Genomic DNA, 15,930 nt, shown 5'->3' on the forward strand with positions numbered 1-15,930 from the left:
TAGAACAGGTCATAGGAGAGGTCTTTTTATGCGGAAATTCGATGAGATGTACACCCAGCTTCCCTACGAGTTCTTCACTCAGGGCAAGCAGATAAGAGACCACTACAAGATTTACGACGAATGGCTGGCCCGCCAACCCGGCGACATGATGGCCAAGCGCCGTGAAGAGGCAGAAATGATCTTCCGCCGTGTGGGCATCACCTTTGCCGTCTACGGCGAAAAGGACGAGGACGGCGCCGGCACCGAACGCCTGATCCCCTTTGACCTGATTCCGCGCATCATCCCGGCGCACGAATGGTCCAGCATGGAGAAGGGCCTGACGCAGCGCGTCACGGCTCTCAACCGTTTCATCCATGACATCTACCACGACCAGGAAATTCTGAAAGCCGGCATCGTGCCGCGCGAGCAGATCGAGGGCAATGCCCAGTTCCGCCCGGAGATGATGGGCGTGGATGTTCCCAACAACATCTACTCGCAGATCAGCGGCATCGACATCGTGCGCGCGCCGGACGACAAGGGCAATGGCGAGTACTACGTGCTCGAAGACAACCTGCGGGTGCCCAGCGGCGTGAGCTACATGCTGGAAGACCGCAAGATGATGATGCGGCTGTTCCCCGATCTGTTCAGCGCACACCGCGTCGCCCCCATTGCCCACTACCCCGACCTGTTGCTGGAGACCCTGCGCGCCAGCAGCCCGGCCACCACGGCAGAGCCCACCGTGGTGGTGCTCACACCCGGCATGTACAACAGCGCCTATTTCGAGCACGCCTTCCTGGCCCAGCAAATGGGGGTGGAGCTGGTGGAAGGGCAGGACCTGTTTGTGAAGGACAACTTTGTCTACATGCGCACCACGCGCGGCCCGCGCCGGGTGGACGTGATCTACCGCCGGGTGGATGACGACTTCCTGGACCCGCTGGTGTTCCGCCCCAATTCGACGCTGGGCTGTGCCGGTCTGCTGGGCGCTTACAAGGCGGGCAATGTGACCATCTGCAACGCGGTGGGCACCGGCATTGCGGACGACAAGTCCATCTACCCCTATGTGCCCAAGATGATCGAGTTCTACCTGGGCGAGAAGCCCATCCTGAACAACGTGCCCACTTACATGTGCCGCAACAAGGACGACCTGGCCTACACCCTGGCCAACCTGAAGGATCTGGTGGTGAAGGAAGTGCACGGTGCCGGCGGCTACGGCATGCTGGTGGGCCCCGCTGCTACCAAGGCCGAGATCGAAGACTTCCGCAAGGCGGTGGAGGCCAACCCCAGCGGCTACATCGCCCAGCCCACGCTGAGCCTGTCCAGCTGCCCCACATTCGTGGAGAGTGGCATTGCGCCCCGCCACATCGACCTGCGTCCCTATGTGCTGAGTGGCAAGACGGTGCAGATGGTGCCCGGTGGCCTGACCCGCGTAGCTTTGAAGGACGGGTCCCTGGTGGTGAATTCGTCGCAAGGCGGCGGCACCAAGGACACCTGGATTCTGGAAGACGATGCGCCTGCCATGGCCGCCGTTGCACAGACCCAAAAACAATAAGCGAACTGCGGAGATATTTGTATGCTGTCAAGAACCGCCGACCACCTTTTCTGGATGTCTCGCTACACCGAGCGGGCCGAGAACACCGCGCGCATGCTGGATGTGAACTACCAGACCTCGTTGCTGCCGCAAAGCCAGGCCGTGGCCCAGTTGGGCTGGCAGGGCCTGCTGTCCATCAGCGAGCTGCTGCATTCGTACAAGGAACGTCATGGCGAGATCCAGGCGCGCGAGGTGATGGACTTCATGGTCAAGGACGAGAGCAACCCGTCCTCCATCATGTCCTGCCTGAGCGCTGCCCGCGAGAATGCACGCGCCGTGCGCGGTGCGCTGACCACCGAAGTGTGGGAGACGCAGAACACGACCTGGCTGGAAGTGAAGCGCATGATCAAAACCGGCGAGTTTGAGAAGGACCCAGCGCAGTTTTTTGAGTGGGTGAAGTTCCGTTCGCATTTGTCACGCGGCGTGACCGTGGGCACCATGCTGATGGATGAGGCTTTGTTCTTCATGCGCATGGGCACCTTCTTGGAGCGGGCGGACAACACCGCCCGTCTGGTGGATGTGAAGTTCCACGCAGTACAGAGCGACTTTTTTGGTGCCGCCAGCGAGAAGGACCAAGAGTACGACTTCTACCACTGGAGCGCCATCTTGCGCAGCGTGTCGGGCTTCGAGGTCTACCGCAAGGTCTACCGCGATGTGATCAAACCCGAGCGTGTGGCCGAGCTGCTGATCTTGAAGCCCGACATGCCACGCTCGTTGCATGCCAGCTTGAACGAAGTGGTGAACAACCTGCGCTTGGTGGCCAGCGACCCCGGCAGCGAGACCCTGCGCCGCGCTGGCAAGCTGCGCGCCGAGTTGCAGTTTGGCCGCATCGATGAAATTCTGGCCACCGGTTTGCACGCCTACCTCACGCAGTTCCTGGACCGCGTGAACGACTTGGGTGCGCACATCAGCCGCGAGTATTTGGTGCCGGTGACCTGAGGCACTGGGTACAGGGTTTACGCGGTCTGAAATCAGGCGGGATTCTGCCGCGCAAATCCAAGTTTTCAGCATAATGTCTTTAACAAGGAGACAGCATGCGCGTAGCGGATATCGACCGTGAAATAGAAACCGCCAAGTCTGCCGGGCCGTTGCGAGAGATCGTGATCCAGCCCTGTCCAGCCTTGTTGACGGACCTGCGGGTGGAGTTCAACCGCGAAGATCCGGAGCCTGCCACGATTGCCAAAATTGCCTCCCGGGATGTGGCCATGGCGGCGGCGCTGATCCGGGTGGCCAACAGCCCCATTTACGCCCGCTCCCGCGCCGCTTCCACGGTGGCGGAGGCCGTGGCTTTGCTGGGCATGGCGCAGACTGTCTCCATCCTCACCGGCTTTCTGCTGCGTGAAGCCATCACGGTGAAGTCGCCCCTGTTGGAGCATTTCTGGGAAACCTCGACCCGCCGCGCCTACGCCATGGGCTATATCGCGCGCCAGATGTATGGCATCAACGCCGACATCGCCCACACCTGTGGCCTGTTTTGCCATGTGGGTTTGCCCATCATGCTGCAAGGTTTGCCGGGCTATGAGGCGACGTTGGCGCAGGCCATGCAGGACAAGGAACGCACCTTCACCCAGGTCGAGAACGGAGCCCACCGCACCGACCATGCGGTGGTGGGAGCTATTGTGGCCAAAACCTGGCGCTTGCCACCGATCGTGGCGATTGCAGTGCGCTTGCACCATGACTTCACGGTGCTACGGGATGACAACATTCCTGCTGAGGTGCGCACGCTGGTGGCCATGTCGCTGTTGGCAGAACACTTGGTGGCCTTGCATGAGGGCCAAACCGAACATGTGGAGTGGGACCAGCATGGTGCGGCCTGTCTGGCCCACCTGCATGTGAGTGATGCGGAAATTGAGCACTGGCTGGACGCGCTGCATGTCCAGTTCGCAGGGCCTGCAGGTTTTTAGACCCAGGCTGCCCGCTACTGGGGGGCGATTTGCGCGTCCAGCCCCATGGCGCGGACCTTGTCGACCACCCGTTCGGCCTCTGCCTCGGTCTCAAAAGGGCCAACCCGCACCCGGATGCGGGTGCCTTGGCTGGTCCTGACGGTTTGGGTGCTGGCGGGCAGCTCGGCATCTGTGAGTTGGGTGAGGGCGTTGCGGGCGTTGTTCTCTTGGGCAAACAAGCCCACATTCACGACATAAGTTTGTGCTTGCACTGTGCGTGTGGCTGGGGTGCTGGTGGCGCCATTGGTCCGGTTCGCGGCGGATTCTGCGGCTACCGGTTTGGACAAGATAATGATCTTGGCCGGTGCCGAGCTACTGGCACGCGCAGCCGTCGCTGGCGGCGTTGTCGCGGCGGGGGGCTTGGGAGCTACTAGTGCGGGTGTGGGCTTGGCAGCCGTAGACGGAGCTGGAGCTGATGCGCTGGCGGCGCGTGCCGTCGCTGGCGCGCTCGCAACTGCTGTGATTTGAGGAGCCGGGAGCACGGCTGTTGCGGACGCAGCGCGTTGCGCAAGAGGCGCTGGCACGCTTGCAGGTGCAGAAGCTGCCGCGACGGGGGCCGAGGTCGCCACAACGGGAGCCGAGGCGGCTGGCGCTGGTGCTGGTGCTGGCGGCACCGACACATCAATGGTGCGGCCCACGGCCACATTGCGGGCATCGGCTACCACGGGGGGCGCTGCTGTGGCAGGGCTCCAGCCTTCGAATTGCAGCCAGGCGTAGGCCAACAAGGCCAGTCCCAGTGCGTTGGCCACCATCTGGGCGATCAGGCTTTGTCGGGTAGGGGCTTTGCGGCCCAACATCGCACAGGCCTCTGCCACGGTGTGGGTGGCTTTGAGCGCGGCCTCCATCCGTTTGCGGGTGGCCGCATGCAACACAGCATTGCCCCCCAAACCGGGTAGCAACACCGAAAGCAACACCAGGCCGCCTACCAGAGCCCACTGGGTGGTCTCTGAAAACTGGAACACCAGCCGCCCGATGCCAAAAATGCCCAGCGCCAGCGCCACCAGGATCCCGGCGTAGACCAGTGCGGCGTGCCAGAGATGGCGAAATGCCAGCCAGTTGAGGGTGTAAAGCGCCGCTGCGCCATTCCAGCTTAGGCCCGCACGGTCGGCCGCTTCAAAGCGCGCAAACAAGGGCAGGTAATACGCGCTGTTGACCTCACCCACCGCCGCACGGTACAGCGCGGTCGTGGAGTGTTCGTCCGTGTTGTCCAGGGCAGTGTCGGCGGGTGTGGGCATGGTTTATTTTGGCATGCTGCCCAAAGGAGGCAAGGCAGCGGCCACTTCTTGCCCCAGTTCGATCACCGCCAAGGCGTAGTAGCTGCTCCAGTTGTAGCGGGTAATTGTGTAGAAATTGTCGGTCCCAGCAATGTAGAGCGGCGCGTCGGCGCCGTTCTGCAGTTCCACCAGCGCCAGCTTGCCGGGGTGTGCGGTTGCCACTGCGTCCAGCAGCACGCCTTTGTCGTGCATGGTTTGGGCGCTGAAGGTGGGCAGGATGTCAGGGGCCAGCAGGGTGGCGCGGTCCAACCGGGCCAGGTCAAATTGCACCGGGTAATGCGTGGGCTGGCCTGGTTGCCATTTGAAGGCGACAAAGTAGTTGGCCACCGAGCCAATCACATCTGCCGCGCTGTGGAACAGGTCCACGCGGTTGTCGCCATCAAAGTCCACCGCGTACTTGGCCCAGCTGGACGGCATGAACTGCGGCAGGCCCATGGCACCGGCGTAGCTGCCTTTGAGGGCCAACGGGTCGGTGTTGGTGCGGGCCGTGAGGCTCAAAAAAGCCTCCAACTCCGCAAGGAAAAACTTGGCGCGGTCGGCCGCTCGCGGGTGGGCCGTAGGAAAGTCAAAGGCCAATGTGCTGAGCGCATCGATGACGCGGTAGTTGCCGGTCTGCTGGCCGTAAATGGTTTCTACCCCGATGATGCCCACGATGATTTGGGCGGGCACGCCGGTTTCACGCTCGGCACGGGCCAGGGTCTCGCGGTTGTCTTGCCAGAACTGCACCCCAGCTTTGATGCGGACAGGGTCGATGAAGCGGCTGCGGTACACCGCCCAATTCTTGGGGGTACCCACGGCCGGTGGTGTGCTGGCGCGCTGGATGGCGGGCACCACCCGGGCCTGGCCGATCGCGTGGCGTACCCACGCCGGGTCCAGGTTGCGGCGCTGGGCCAGGTCTTCGGCCAGCTGCATGACCTCGGGGCGCGTGCTGTAGAGCGGGCCTGGTGCTGCCGCGCTTGCGCTGGGGCGGTGCTTACTTTTGGAGGTTTTTTGGGCTGCAAAGCCCGTCGATATTGCGCAAGCAGCTGTTAAAAAGAGAGTGGTGAGGCGGAGCGTTGGGGTCACAGGGAGCAGCTATTCACGGTAAGCGGATGGGCCATGGCAGTTGCCTGCATTCTCGCCGCAATGCGGCCAAGGTGGCTGGAGCTTGGGGGGCATAGCGCCAGGCTTCCAGCCGCAGAAGCCAGGCGGCAGCGGCCGCACTGCGCGGGTCTGCACTGGCATGGGTTTGCAAGGTGCTGGCGAGTTGGCGCGGGGTGTCTTGGGGGGCGACGGTCCAACCCGCCTTGCGCATTTGGGTTTGCGCCCGGTGCAAGAGCCTCAGCCAGGGGTCTTGGTGGTAGCGCTCCCACAGCGTCCACAGGGCTCCCACGCTGCTGGCCAGCACGACCAAGGCGATCAAGACATAACTCAGGTCTTCCCAGCTCGGCGCATCGAAGCCCAGATTGCGCAACAAGTCCATTTGTTTGGACTGGCTGTAGTTGAGCACCCACTGGTTCCAGCGGTTGTTGGTGGCCTCCCAGATCGCACGCAGGTTGATGGCAAAGCCTGGGCTCACAGTGTTGAGCGCCTGGGTGAACACGTTTTGAGGGGGCAGCAGGCGCACCACAGTGCCGGTGCGCCCTGGTGACACGGCAGAGGTTGGGTCCACCCGCACCCAGCCCTGGCCGGCCACCCAGACTTCGGCCCAGGCGTGGGCATCGCTCTGGCGCACGGTCCAGAAGCCATCCACGTTGTTGACTTGTCCGCCCTGGTAACCGGTGACCACGCGGGCCGGCACGTCCAGCGCCCGCATCAGCAGCACAAAGCTGGAGGCTATGTGTTCGCAAAACCCGGCCTTGCGGTCGAACCAGAATTCGTCCGCCGTGTGGGTGCCATACACCCCGGGTTCCAGTGTGTAGGTGTAGCCACCGGTACGCAGGCGCTGCATCACGGCGTCCACCAACTGCGGCGTCTGCGCATTGGCCAGTTCGGGGCTGCGGCGCATCTCGGCCGCCAGCTGCAGGGTGCGCGGGTTGAAGCCGCTGGGCAGATCTACATAGTCTTGCAGACCTACGGCCAGGCGGGTGGGGCCGTGGCGGAACTGCGGATAACTGGTGGCCCGGTAGCGCACCAGATCACTCATGGGCTGGTCGGTCAGCCATTGCAAATCCGGCCCCATCGTGGGGGTGTAACCCGCGATCTCGGGTTTGGTGGGGGTGGCGTCCAGCACGATCAGCCAGGGCCGGTTGTTGGCGGCAAGCGTCACTTGGTAGTTGACCGGGGAGCCTTGCACCTGCAGGTCGGCGCCCAGCTGGTAGCGCGCCGGAAACGACGAGCGCAGTGCACGCCACTCGCGCCCATCAAAACTGGAGAGCACAGGGCCTCGGAAGTACAGATCAGTTTGCGTGGGGGGCTGACCGTCAAAACGGATGCGCATGGCAATGCTGTCGTCCAAGGCCAGGCTGGCGATACTGCCCACCTGCATCTGGCCCGAGAGGCCGCTGCGCCCGCTCATAGCATCGCCCGGCAGGCCCCACAGCGGGGCAATGCGCGGGAACAACATGAATAGCACGGTCATGATGGGGGCACCCAACAGCGCCATCCAGCCCGCCGTCTTGGCGGCTTGCAGCAGGGGAGGGCGGCCTACCGGCATGTGGGCGTTGACCAGTGCGGTGAGCAGGCCCAGCAGCGCCACCAGCATGGCGGCGGCGGTGAGCAGGCTTTGCGAGAAGAAGAAGTTGCTGAGCATGGTGAAGAAGCCCAGGAAGAAGATCACGAAGGCGTCGCGCCGGGCGCGCATCTCCAGTGTCTTGAGGGTTAGCAGCACCACGATCAGCGTGACCCCGGCGTCGCGTCCCAGCAGGGTCTTGTAGCTCCACCAGGTGGCCGCACTGGCCAGCGCCAACAGGCCCAGCAGCCACCAGCGCGCCGGCAGCGACTGACCCTGCACCGCGATGTGTCCACGCCACAGCAGCACCACGGCCGCCATGGCACTGCACCACAGCGGCAGGCGTTCCACTTGCGGCAGGATGACCCAGGCAATCACGGCCAGCAGGAACAGGGTGTCGCGCGCTTCGCGGGGCAGGTGGGTAAGGCGTTGCAGCATGGGTATGGACGGTGCTGGGCTCAGGCCAAGGCCAGCGCCTGCAGGCAGTTTTTCTGGTGGGCGGGGCCGCTGTCGGGGGCAATGTCCTGGCCGCCCAGGCGCAACCCGTAGCGCATGCCTTGTTTCTCGGCCAGCAGCACCCACGCGCACAGGCGTGAAAGCGCGTGTTCGCGTGACGCACTGGCGGTATGGGCCAGGTCCAGCCATAGTTCAAATCGTTGCGACTGTTGGGCGTCGCGGCTCACCAGTTCGTCGGCCTTGGCCACTTTTTTCCAGACCACCAGCTTGAGCGGATCGCCACGGCGGTAGGCGCGCACGCCGTCGAATTCGCCCGTGTTTTGTTTGTGGCTGTTGGCGGCGCCGCCAGCCCGCGGTTCACCAGGCGGCAGGGGCGGCGGGTGGGCCTCCGGCGCCGGGTAGACCAGCACCTGGGCGGCCGGGCGCCACACGGTCCACACACGGAAGGTGCCCAGCGGGAAGCGGGTTTCGGCTGTCAAAGCGGGCAGGGGATGCAGGCCACGCTGCGTGGGGGTGAAAGCCACTTGCACTTTGGCACTGCCTTGGGCGGGCACATCGGTCCAGCTCCAGTGCTCGGTGCCCAGCACGGCAAGACCAATGCCGTAGCGCACGCGCCGGCTATTGCTCTGCAGTTGGATGCCAATGGGCACGCTAGCCCCCACAAACTGGGCGTCAGGTGCTATCAAATGCAGAGTGAGTCCGCGCAGGGTGCCGTGGCACACATGCATGCCAATCACCGCGCTGCCGGTCAGCAGGAAGGTCAGCACATAGCCCAGGTTGAGCTGGTAGTTGATGCTGGCCACCAAGAGCACCAAGAGCGTGAGACCCAGCATGAGACCGGGGCGCGTGGGCAGGATGTAGACGTTGCGCTGGGTCAGTGTGGTGCTGTCCTTCAGCGGCAGGCGCGACTCAAACCAGGCGCGGAACCTGCGGCGCAACATGGTGAGGGGGTTCCACACCAGGGCACCCGTGGAGCCGGCTAGGCCGGGCCAGAGGGTGCGCCCCCCTGGGGGGGAGGCGCCGGAGGCGCTTCGGGGGGGCGTCATCAGGGGAGAGGTACGGCTTGCACCATGGCGCGCACTTGTTCTACCGCGCCACGGCCCGAGTCGCCCACGGGGATCAGCCGGTGCGCAATGGTTTGCGGCAGCACGGCCTGCACATCGTCGGGCGCCACGTAGTCGCGTCCGCTGAGCAGGGCCTGCGCCTTGGCCGCACGCACCACGGCAATACCGGCCCGCGGCGACAGGCCTTGCAGAAACCACTGGCCCGAGCGGGTGGCTGCGATCAGGTCCTGCACATAATCGAGCAAAGGGCCGGCTGCGTGCACCGCCAGAACCGTGGCTTGCAGCTGCGCCAGTTCACCCTCGGCCAGCAGGCTGGGCAGCTCGTCGACCATAGCGCGGCGGTCGGCACCGGCCAGCAGCGCGCGCTCAGACGCTCGATCGGGGTAGCCCAGCGAGATGCGCATGAGAAAGCGGTCCAGCTGCGATTCGGGCAAGGCATAGGTGCCCAATTGGTCCAACGGGTTTTGCGTAGCGATTACAAAGAAAGGCTGGGGCAGGGGACGTGTCTCGCCTTCCACGGTGACCTGCTTTTCTTCCATCGCTTCGAGCAGGGCGCTCTGCGTCTTGGGGCTGGCGCGGTTGATTTCGTCCGCCAGCAGTACTTGTGCAAAGAGGGGGCCGGGGTGGAACACAAAGGATTCTTTGCCGCGTTCGTAAATCGACACGCCCGACAGATCGCTGGGCATCAGGTCGGAGGTGAACTGCACGCGCGAAAACTGCAGGCCAAAGCTGCGAGCCAGCGCATGGGCCAGCGTGGTTTTGCCTACGCCGGGGACGTCGTCAATTAGCAGGTGGCCACCAGCCAAGAGGCAGGCCACGCAGTCCTGGATTTGCGCGGGTTTGCCCACAATCACCGTGTTAAGCTGGGCCAGCAATGATTTAAGTTTGAGTTGTGCGTCCATGGCACGACGTTACCCGAAAATCCTGAATGACGAGCGCACTGGTGAACAAGACCGGATACTTTTCGCACCGCGATTGCCGCAAGCATGAGATGGGTGAGGGCCACCCCGAATGCCCCCAAAGATTGGATGCCATCGACGACCGTTTGTTGCTCACCGGCGTGGCCGATGCACTGGATGCCCGCGAAGCCCCTCAAGCCTCCATCACCGACCTTGAACTTGCGCACGGCCGCATGTATGTGGCCTCGTTGCGCGGCCTGACCGACAGCCTGCGTGAAGAGATGGCAGCGGGCGGACCGGCCCATGCGCAGGTGGACCCGGATACCAGCCTCAATGTGCATACGTGGGATGCTACCTTGCGCGCCGCCGGTGCGGCAGTGGCCGCCACCGATGCCGTGATGGCTGGCGAGCTGGCGAATGCTTTTTGTGCCACGCGCCCGCCAGGCCACCATGCGTGCAAAGACAAGGCCATGGGTTTTTGTTTTGTCAACAATGTGGCCGTTGCCGCACGTCACGCGTTGGAGCGCCATGGCCTCAAGCGGGTGGCCATCGTGGATTTTGATGTGCACCACGGCAACGGCACCGAAAACATCGTGGCTGGCGATCAGCGCATCCTCATGGTGAGCTTTTTCCAGCACCCGTTCTATCCCGAAGGCGGCTCGCGCTCTCACGCCAGCAACCTGGTGAATGTGCCGGTGCCTGCTTACACCAAAGGTGCGGAGGTGCGGGCGCTGATCGCCCAACACTGGCTGCCACGGTTGGAGGCCTACCGGCCCGAGATGATTTTTATCAGCGCGGGCTTTGACGCCCACCGCGAAGACGACATGGCCCAGATGGGCTTGGTGGAAGACGATTACGCGTGGATCACTGCGCAGATCAAGGCGGCGGCCCAGCGCCATGCGCAGGGACGTATCGTCTCCTGTCTGGAAGGCGGTTACCACCTGGAAGCGCTGGCCCGCAGCGTAGAAGCGCATGTGCGCGTATTGGCAGATTTGCAATGAACTCTCTGAAAAACCTTCCTGCTCCCAAACCGATTGATGATTTTGAGGCCTGGTTGGCCATGTTCACCCAAGCGACAGTACTGCTGGAGCTGTTGGTGTTGGCGTTGAGTGTGGCGTTGGCCTGGGGGCTGGTGGCCACCTTGCGTCGCACATTGGGTATGCAGGATGAGCGCTCCATTTGGTTTGGTAAACGGGTGGTGGACGGTGTGTTGTTTCCGCTGGCGCTGCTGTGTTTGGGCTACCTGTCCCTGGAGCTACTGGGCAATTTCGTACCGGTTGCGGTATTGCGCATTGCCATTCCGGTCCTCATGTCGCTGGTGGTGATCCGGGTGGGGGTCAAGGTATTGCAAGCTACGTTTGCCGAGTCGCGCTGGGTCAAACCACTGGAGCAGACCATTTCCTGGGTGGCCTGGCTGGCCATGGTGTTGTGGGTCAGTGGCCTGCTGCCCGTGATCCTGAACGAGCTGGACCTGATCACCTGGAAAGTGGGTGGAACCACTTTGTCAGTGCGGACGCTGCTGGAGGGCTTGATCACTGCAGGTGCCGTGCTGATCATCACGCTGTGGATTTCAGCCGGCATCGAGTCGCGCTTGCTGCGCTCGGCCAAGGGCGGGGAGTTGTCCTTGCGCAAGGCGGTGAGCAATGCTGCGCGGGCGCTCTTGATGTTTGTGGGCTTGATGCTGGCATTGTCGGCCGTGGGCATTGATTTGACCGCCTTGTCGGTGTTGGGCGGCGCGGTGGGCGTGGGTATCGGCTTCGGTTTGCAAAAGCTGGCGGCCAACTACGTGAGCGGATTTGTCATTCTGGCGGAGCGCAGCATGCGCATTGGGGATGTGGTGCGGGTGGACAACTTCGAGGGCACCATCACGGAGATCAACGCACGTTACACCGTGGTGCGTTCGCAATCCGGACGCGAGTCGATTGTGCCCAATGAGATGTTGATTACCCAGCGCGTGGAAAACATGTCGCTCGCAGACAGCCGGGTGAACCAAACCATCAACATCGCAGTAGGCTACGACAGCGATGTGGAGCAGGTGATGGCACTGCTCTTGCAGGCTGCCTTGAGCCAGCCGCGCGTGTTGCGGCAGCCCGCACCGGCCATCAGCCTGGCCAATTTTGGCGCGGACGGGCTGGAGTTCACGGTGGGTTACTGGATCAATGACCTGGAGAACGGGCAGGGCAATCTGCGCTCCGATATCAATTTGGCCATCCTGCGGGCCCTGCGCACGCATGGCATCGACATTCCGTATCCACAGCGGGTAGTGCATACGCGCTGACGGCATCGCTTTTTTAATAGGCTGCCTCTAAGTTAAGTCACCCAAGCGCCAGAAGGCTGCGTGCGCACCGCTATAATCTTAAAAAAGCACGATCGTTCTATTTTGTAGGTATGATGGCGGAGCGCAGACGATAGCCGAGGCCGCAAGGCCGTCCCGCATAGAATCGACTGATTGACGTATACGTCAACTGAAATTGAGTATTTTTTAACCATCTGGAGTGGCAGCAATGAAAGTCCTGGTACCCGTCAAACGTGTGGTGGACTACAACGTGAAAGTTCGAGTGAAGTCGGACGGCACCGGTGTAGACATCGCCAACGTCAAGATGAGCATGAACCCCTTTGACGAAATTGCGGTGGAAGAAGCCGTGCGTCTGAAGGAAAAGGGCGTGGTCACGGAAGTCATCGCCGTCTCCTGCGGCGTGGCCCAGTGCCAGGAAACCCTGCGCACCGCCATGGCCATCGGTGCCGACCGTGGCATCTTGGTGGAAACCACCGAAGAACTCCAACCTCTGGCGGTGGCCAAGCTGCTCAAGGCCCTGGTCGACAAAGAGCAACCTGGCCTGGTGATCCTGGGCAAACAAGCCATTGACGACGATTGCAACCAGACCGGCCAAATGCTGGCCGCGCTGGCAGACCTGCCGCAAGCCACCTTCGCCTCCAAGGTTGAAGTGGCCGACGGCAAGGCGAATGTGACGCGCGAAGTTGACGGCGGCCTGGAAACCCTGGCGGTCACGTTGCCCGCCATCATCACCACCGACCTGCGCCTCAACGAGCCCCGCTACGTCACCTTGCCCAACATCATGAAGGCCAAGAAAAAGCAGCTCGACACCTTCAAGCCCGAAGACCTCGGCGTGAACGTGGCCCCCCGCATCAAGACCCTGAGCGTGGCCGAGCCGGCCAAGCGCAGCGCCGGTATCAAGGTGCCCGATGTGGCCACCCTGGTGGACAAACTGAAGAACGTTGCAAAGGTAATCTGACCATGACCGCACTCGTAATCGCTGAACACGACAACACCTCCATCAAAGGCGCGACCCTGAACACCGTGACCGCTGCGGCGCAAGCCGGTGGTGATGTGCATGTGCTGGTGGCTGGCAGCAATGCTGGTGCTGCCGCTGCGGCTGCCGCCCAAATCGCTGGTGTTTCCAAAGTCATCCACGCCGACAGCGCGGACCTGGCCCACGGCTTGGCTGAAAACGTGGCAGCCCAGGTGTTGGCTATCGCCGGCAACTACAGCCATATCGTCTTCCCCGCTACCGCTTCTGGCAAAAACATCGCTCCCCGCGTGGCTGCCAAGCTGGACGTGGGCCAAGTCTCTGACATCACCAAGGTCGTGAGCGCTGACACCTTCGAGCGCCCCATCTACGCCGGCAACGCCATCGCAACTGTGCAGGCCACAGACGCCGTCAAGGTGCTGACCGTGCGTACCACCGGCTTTGACCCTGCCGCTGCCACCGGTGGCTCTGCCCCCGTGGAAACCACTGCAGCCGCTGCCGGCCATGCCGCAGTCGCCTTTGCGGGCGCCGAGATCGCCAAGAACGACCGCCCGGAGCTCACCGCCGCCAAGATCATCGTGTCGGGTGGTCGTGCCCTGGGCTCCAGTGAGAAGTTCAATGAAGTGATGACCCCCCTGGCCGACAAGCTGGGTGCGGCCATCGGTGCCAGCCGCGCGGCGGTGGACGCGGGCTATGCCGCCAATGACCTGCAAGTGGGTCAGACCGGCAAGATCGTGGCGCCCCAGCTGTACGTGGCCTGCGGCATCAGCGGTGCCATCCAGCACTTGGCCGGTATGAAGGACTCCAAGGTGATCGTGGCGATCAACAAGGACCCCGAAGCACCGATCTTCTCCGTGGCTGACTTTGGTCTGGAGGCCGATCTGTTCGTGGCTGTGCCTGATCTGATTGCTGCGCTCTGATGCCAGTGTGAAAAAGGGCATCGCGTGCGATGCCCTTTTTTTTGGCCCGAATACCCGTGTACCCCGCCTGTAACAAGAATTTCTGGAGACTCTCATGAGCTACGTCGCCCCCGTCAAGGACATGCTGTTCAACATTGAGCACCTGGCCAACATCGAACAAATCGCCCAGCTCCCTGGCTTTGAAGACGCTGGTCTGGACACGGCCCAGGCAGTGCTTGAAGAGTCCGCCAAGTTCACCGAGGGTGTACTTGCCCCGCTGAACTGGGAAGGTGACAAGAACCCATCGAGCTGGAAAGATGGCGTGGTCACAGCCACCCCAGGTTTCAAGGAGGCCTTCAAGCAATTCACTGACGGTGGTTGGCAAGGCCTGCAGCACCCCGCAGACTTTGGCGGCCAGGGCCTGCCCAAGACCATTGGTGCAGCCTGCGGCGAGATGGTGAACAGCGCCAACATGAGCTTTGCGCTGTGCCCGCTGCTGAGCGATGGTGCGATTGAAGCGCTGCTGACGGCTGGTTCCGACGAGCTGAAAGCCACTTACCTCGAAAACCTGGTGTCTGGCAAATGGACCGGCACCATGAACCTGACCGAGCCCCAGGCTGGAAGCGACCTGGCCGCGGTGCGCAGCCGCGCCGAGCCCCAGCCCGATGGCACCTACAAGGTGTTCGGCACCAAGATTTTCATCACCTGGGGCGAGCACGACATGGCCGAGAACATCGTCCATCTGGTGCTGGCCCGTGTGACCGGCGCGCCTGAGGGCGTGAAGGGCATCAGCCTGTTTGTCGTGCCCAAATTCATGGTGAACAAGGATGGCTCTTTGGGCGCACGCAACGATGTGCATTGCGTCTCCATCGAACACAAGATGGGCATCAAGGCCAGCCCGACCGCCGTGCTGCAATATGGTGACCACGGTGGCGCCATCGGTTACCTGGTGGGGCAGGAGAACCGTGGCCTGGAGTACATGTTCATCATGATGAACGCCGCGCGCTACGGCGTGGGCGTGCAGGGCATTGCGATTGCCGAGCGGGCGTACCAAAAGGCCGTACAGTTCTCCAAGGACCGCGTGCAAAGCCGCCCGGTGGATGGCTCCATGCCCGCCGCCGCAGCCATCATTCACCACCCCGATGTGCGCCGCATGCTCATGACCATGCGCGCCTATACCGAAGGCTGCCGTGCCTTGGCCAGCGTGGGCGCCAGCGCGTATGACGCGGCCCACCACCACCCCGATGCCGACACGCGCAAGCAGAATCAGGCCTTCTACGAATACTTGGTGCCGCTCATCAAGGGCTATAGCACTGAAATGAGTCTGGAAGTGACCAGCTTGGGTGTGCAGGTGCACGGTGGCATGGGTTTTATCGAAGAGACAGGCGCCGCCCAGTACTACCGCGATGCCAAGATCCTGACCATCTACGAAGGCACGACGGCCATCCAGGCCAATGACCTGGTGGGTCGCAAGACCGCGCGTGATGGGGGCCAAACGGCCAAGGGCATTGCCTCCCAGATCGAGAAGACCGAAGCCGAGTTGACCGCCAGTGGGTCCGCTCAGGCGTTGGCTGTGGCTCAGCGCCTGAAGGCCGCACGTTTGGCTTTTATCGACGTGGTGGACTTCGTGGCCGGCAATACCAAGGCCAGCCCTAACGCCGTGTTTGCGGGCAGCGTACCCTACCTGATGCTGGCCGGCAACCTGATGGCGGGCTGGCAGCTGGCGCGTGCGCTGCTGGTGGCAGAGAAGCAAGCGGCTGCTGGTACCGATGTGCCATTCATGCAGGCCAAGATCACCACAGCGCGCTTTTATGCCGATCACATTTTGAGCAAGGCCGGCGGCCTGCGCGACAGCATTGTGGACGGTGCCGACAGCGTGACGGCGTTGCCGCTGGACGCGTTCTGAGCG

General features: G+C 62.7%; 13 protein-coding genes. 8 read left to right on the plus strand and 5 right to left on the minus strand.

What is annotated here, in order from left to right; genetic code table 11:
• Window positions 1-28: 28 nt before the first annotated feature.
• The 3 genes from CHU94_RS07450 to CHU94_RS07460 all read left to right on the plus strand — a co-directional run bounded on the left by CHU94_RS07450 (window position 29) and on the right by CHU94_RS07460 (window position 3,471).
• Entirely contained in the window at window positions 29-1,528 is a 1,500-nt protein-coding gene (locus CHU94_RS07450) for a circularly permuted type 2 ATP-grasp protein (protein WP_094478330.1), read from the plus strand.
• Window positions 1,529-1,549: 21 nt separating this feature from the next.
• Window positions 1,550-2,506, plus strand: coding sequence for an alpha-E domain-containing protein (locus CHU94_RS07455; RefSeq protein WP_094478332.1), 957 nt, complete (start codon window positions 1,550-1,552; stop codon window positions 2,504-2,506).
• Window positions 2,507-2,601: 95 nt separating this feature from the next.
• Window positions 2,602-3,471 (plus strand): HDOD domain-containing protein, encoded by an 870-nt coding sequence (locus tag CHU94_RS07460; RefSeq protein WP_094478334.1) that lies wholly within the window; start codon window positions 2,602-2,604, stop codon window positions 3,469-3,471.
• 14 nt (window positions 3,472-3,485) lie between these two features.
• Here CHU94_RS07460 and CHU94_RS07465 read toward each other — a convergent pair whose 3' ends face one another.
• The 5 genes from CHU94_RS07465 to CHU94_RS07485 all read right to left on the minus strand — a co-directional run bounded on the left by CHU94_RS07465 (window position 3,486) and on the right by CHU94_RS07485 (window position 9,856).
• A complete protein-coding gene (locus CHU94_RS07465; protein ID WP_094478336.1) occupies window positions 3,486-4,745 on the minus strand; it encodes an SPOR domain-containing protein in 1,260 nt (419 codons plus the stop codon).
• 3 nt (window positions 4,746-4,748) lie between these two features.
• Complete coding sequence (gene mltB / locus CHU94_RS07470) at window positions 4,749-5,696, minus strand: lytic murein transglycosylase B (protein ID WP_094478338.1); 948 nt, start codon at window positions 5,694-5,696, stop codon at window positions 4,749-4,751.
• A gap of 166 nt (window positions 5,697-5,862) precedes the next feature.
• Entirely contained in the window at window positions 5,863-7,872 is a 2,010-nt protein-coding gene (locus CHU94_RS07475) for a DUF3488 and transglutaminase-like domain-containing protein (protein ID WP_094478340.1), read from the minus strand.
• Between the two features lie 20 nt (window positions 7,873-7,892).
• Window positions 7,893-8,831, minus strand: coding sequence for a DUF58 domain-containing protein (locus CHU94_RS07480; protein ID WP_255033901.1), 939 nt, complete (start codon window positions 8,829-8,831; stop codon window positions 7,893-7,895).
• A gap of 104 nt (window positions 8,832-8,935) precedes the next feature.
• Entirely contained in the window at window positions 8,936-9,856 is a 921-nt protein-coding gene (locus CHU94_RS07485; protein ID WP_094478344.1) for a MoxR family ATPase, read from the minus strand.
• A 41-nt stretch (window positions 9,857-9,897) separates the two neighbouring features.
• Between CHU94_RS07485 and CHU94_RS07490 the strand changes: the two genes are divergently transcribed.
• The 5 genes from CHU94_RS07490 to CHU94_RS07510 all read left to right on the plus strand — a co-directional run bounded on the left by CHU94_RS07490 (window position 9,898) and on the right by CHU94_RS07510 (window position 15,927).
• A complete protein-coding gene (locus CHU94_RS07490; protein WP_094479305.1) occupies window positions 9,898-10,854 on the plus strand; it encodes a histone deacetylase family protein in 957 nt (318 codons plus the stop codon).
• The gene (locus CHU94_RS07495; protein ID WP_094478346.1) at window positions 10,851-12,131 is read left to right on the plus strand and encodes a mechanosensitive ion channel family protein; all 1,281 of its coding nucleotides are present in this window, start codon (window positions 10,851-10,853) and stop codon (window positions 12,129-12,131) included. Before CHU94_RS07490 ends, CHU94_RS07495 begins: the two co-directional genes overlap by 4 nt.
• A 226-nt stretch (window positions 12,132-12,357) precedes the next feature.
• A complete protein-coding gene (locus tag CHU94_RS07500; RefSeq protein WP_094478348.1) occupies window positions 12,358-13,107 on the plus strand; it encodes an electron transfer flavoprotein subunit beta/FixA family protein in 750 nt (249 codons plus the stop codon).
• Window positions 13,108-13,109: 2 nt separating this feature from the next.
• On the plus strand, window positions 13,110-14,042 hold the full coding sequence (locus tag CHU94_RS07505; RefSeq protein ID WP_094478350.1) for an electron transfer flavoprotein subunit alpha/FixB family protein: 933 nt from the start codon (window positions 13,110-13,112) through the stop codon (window positions 14,040-14,042).
• 94 nt (window positions 14,043-14,136) lie between these two features.
• Window positions 14,137-15,927 carry an acyl-CoA dehydrogenase gene (locus tag CHU94_RS07510; RefSeq protein WP_094478352.1) on the plus strand — a complete coding sequence of 597 codons (1,791 nt, stop codon included), beginning with the start codon at window positions 14,137-14,139 and terminating at the stop codon, window positions 15,925-15,927.
• Window positions 15,928-15,930: the final 3 nt, after the last annotated feature.

Source organism: Rhodoferax sp. TH121, assembly GCF_002251855.1.
Taxonomy (GTDB): Bacteria; Pseudomonadota; Gammaproteobacteria; order Burkholderiales; family Burkholderiaceae_C; genus Allorhodoferax.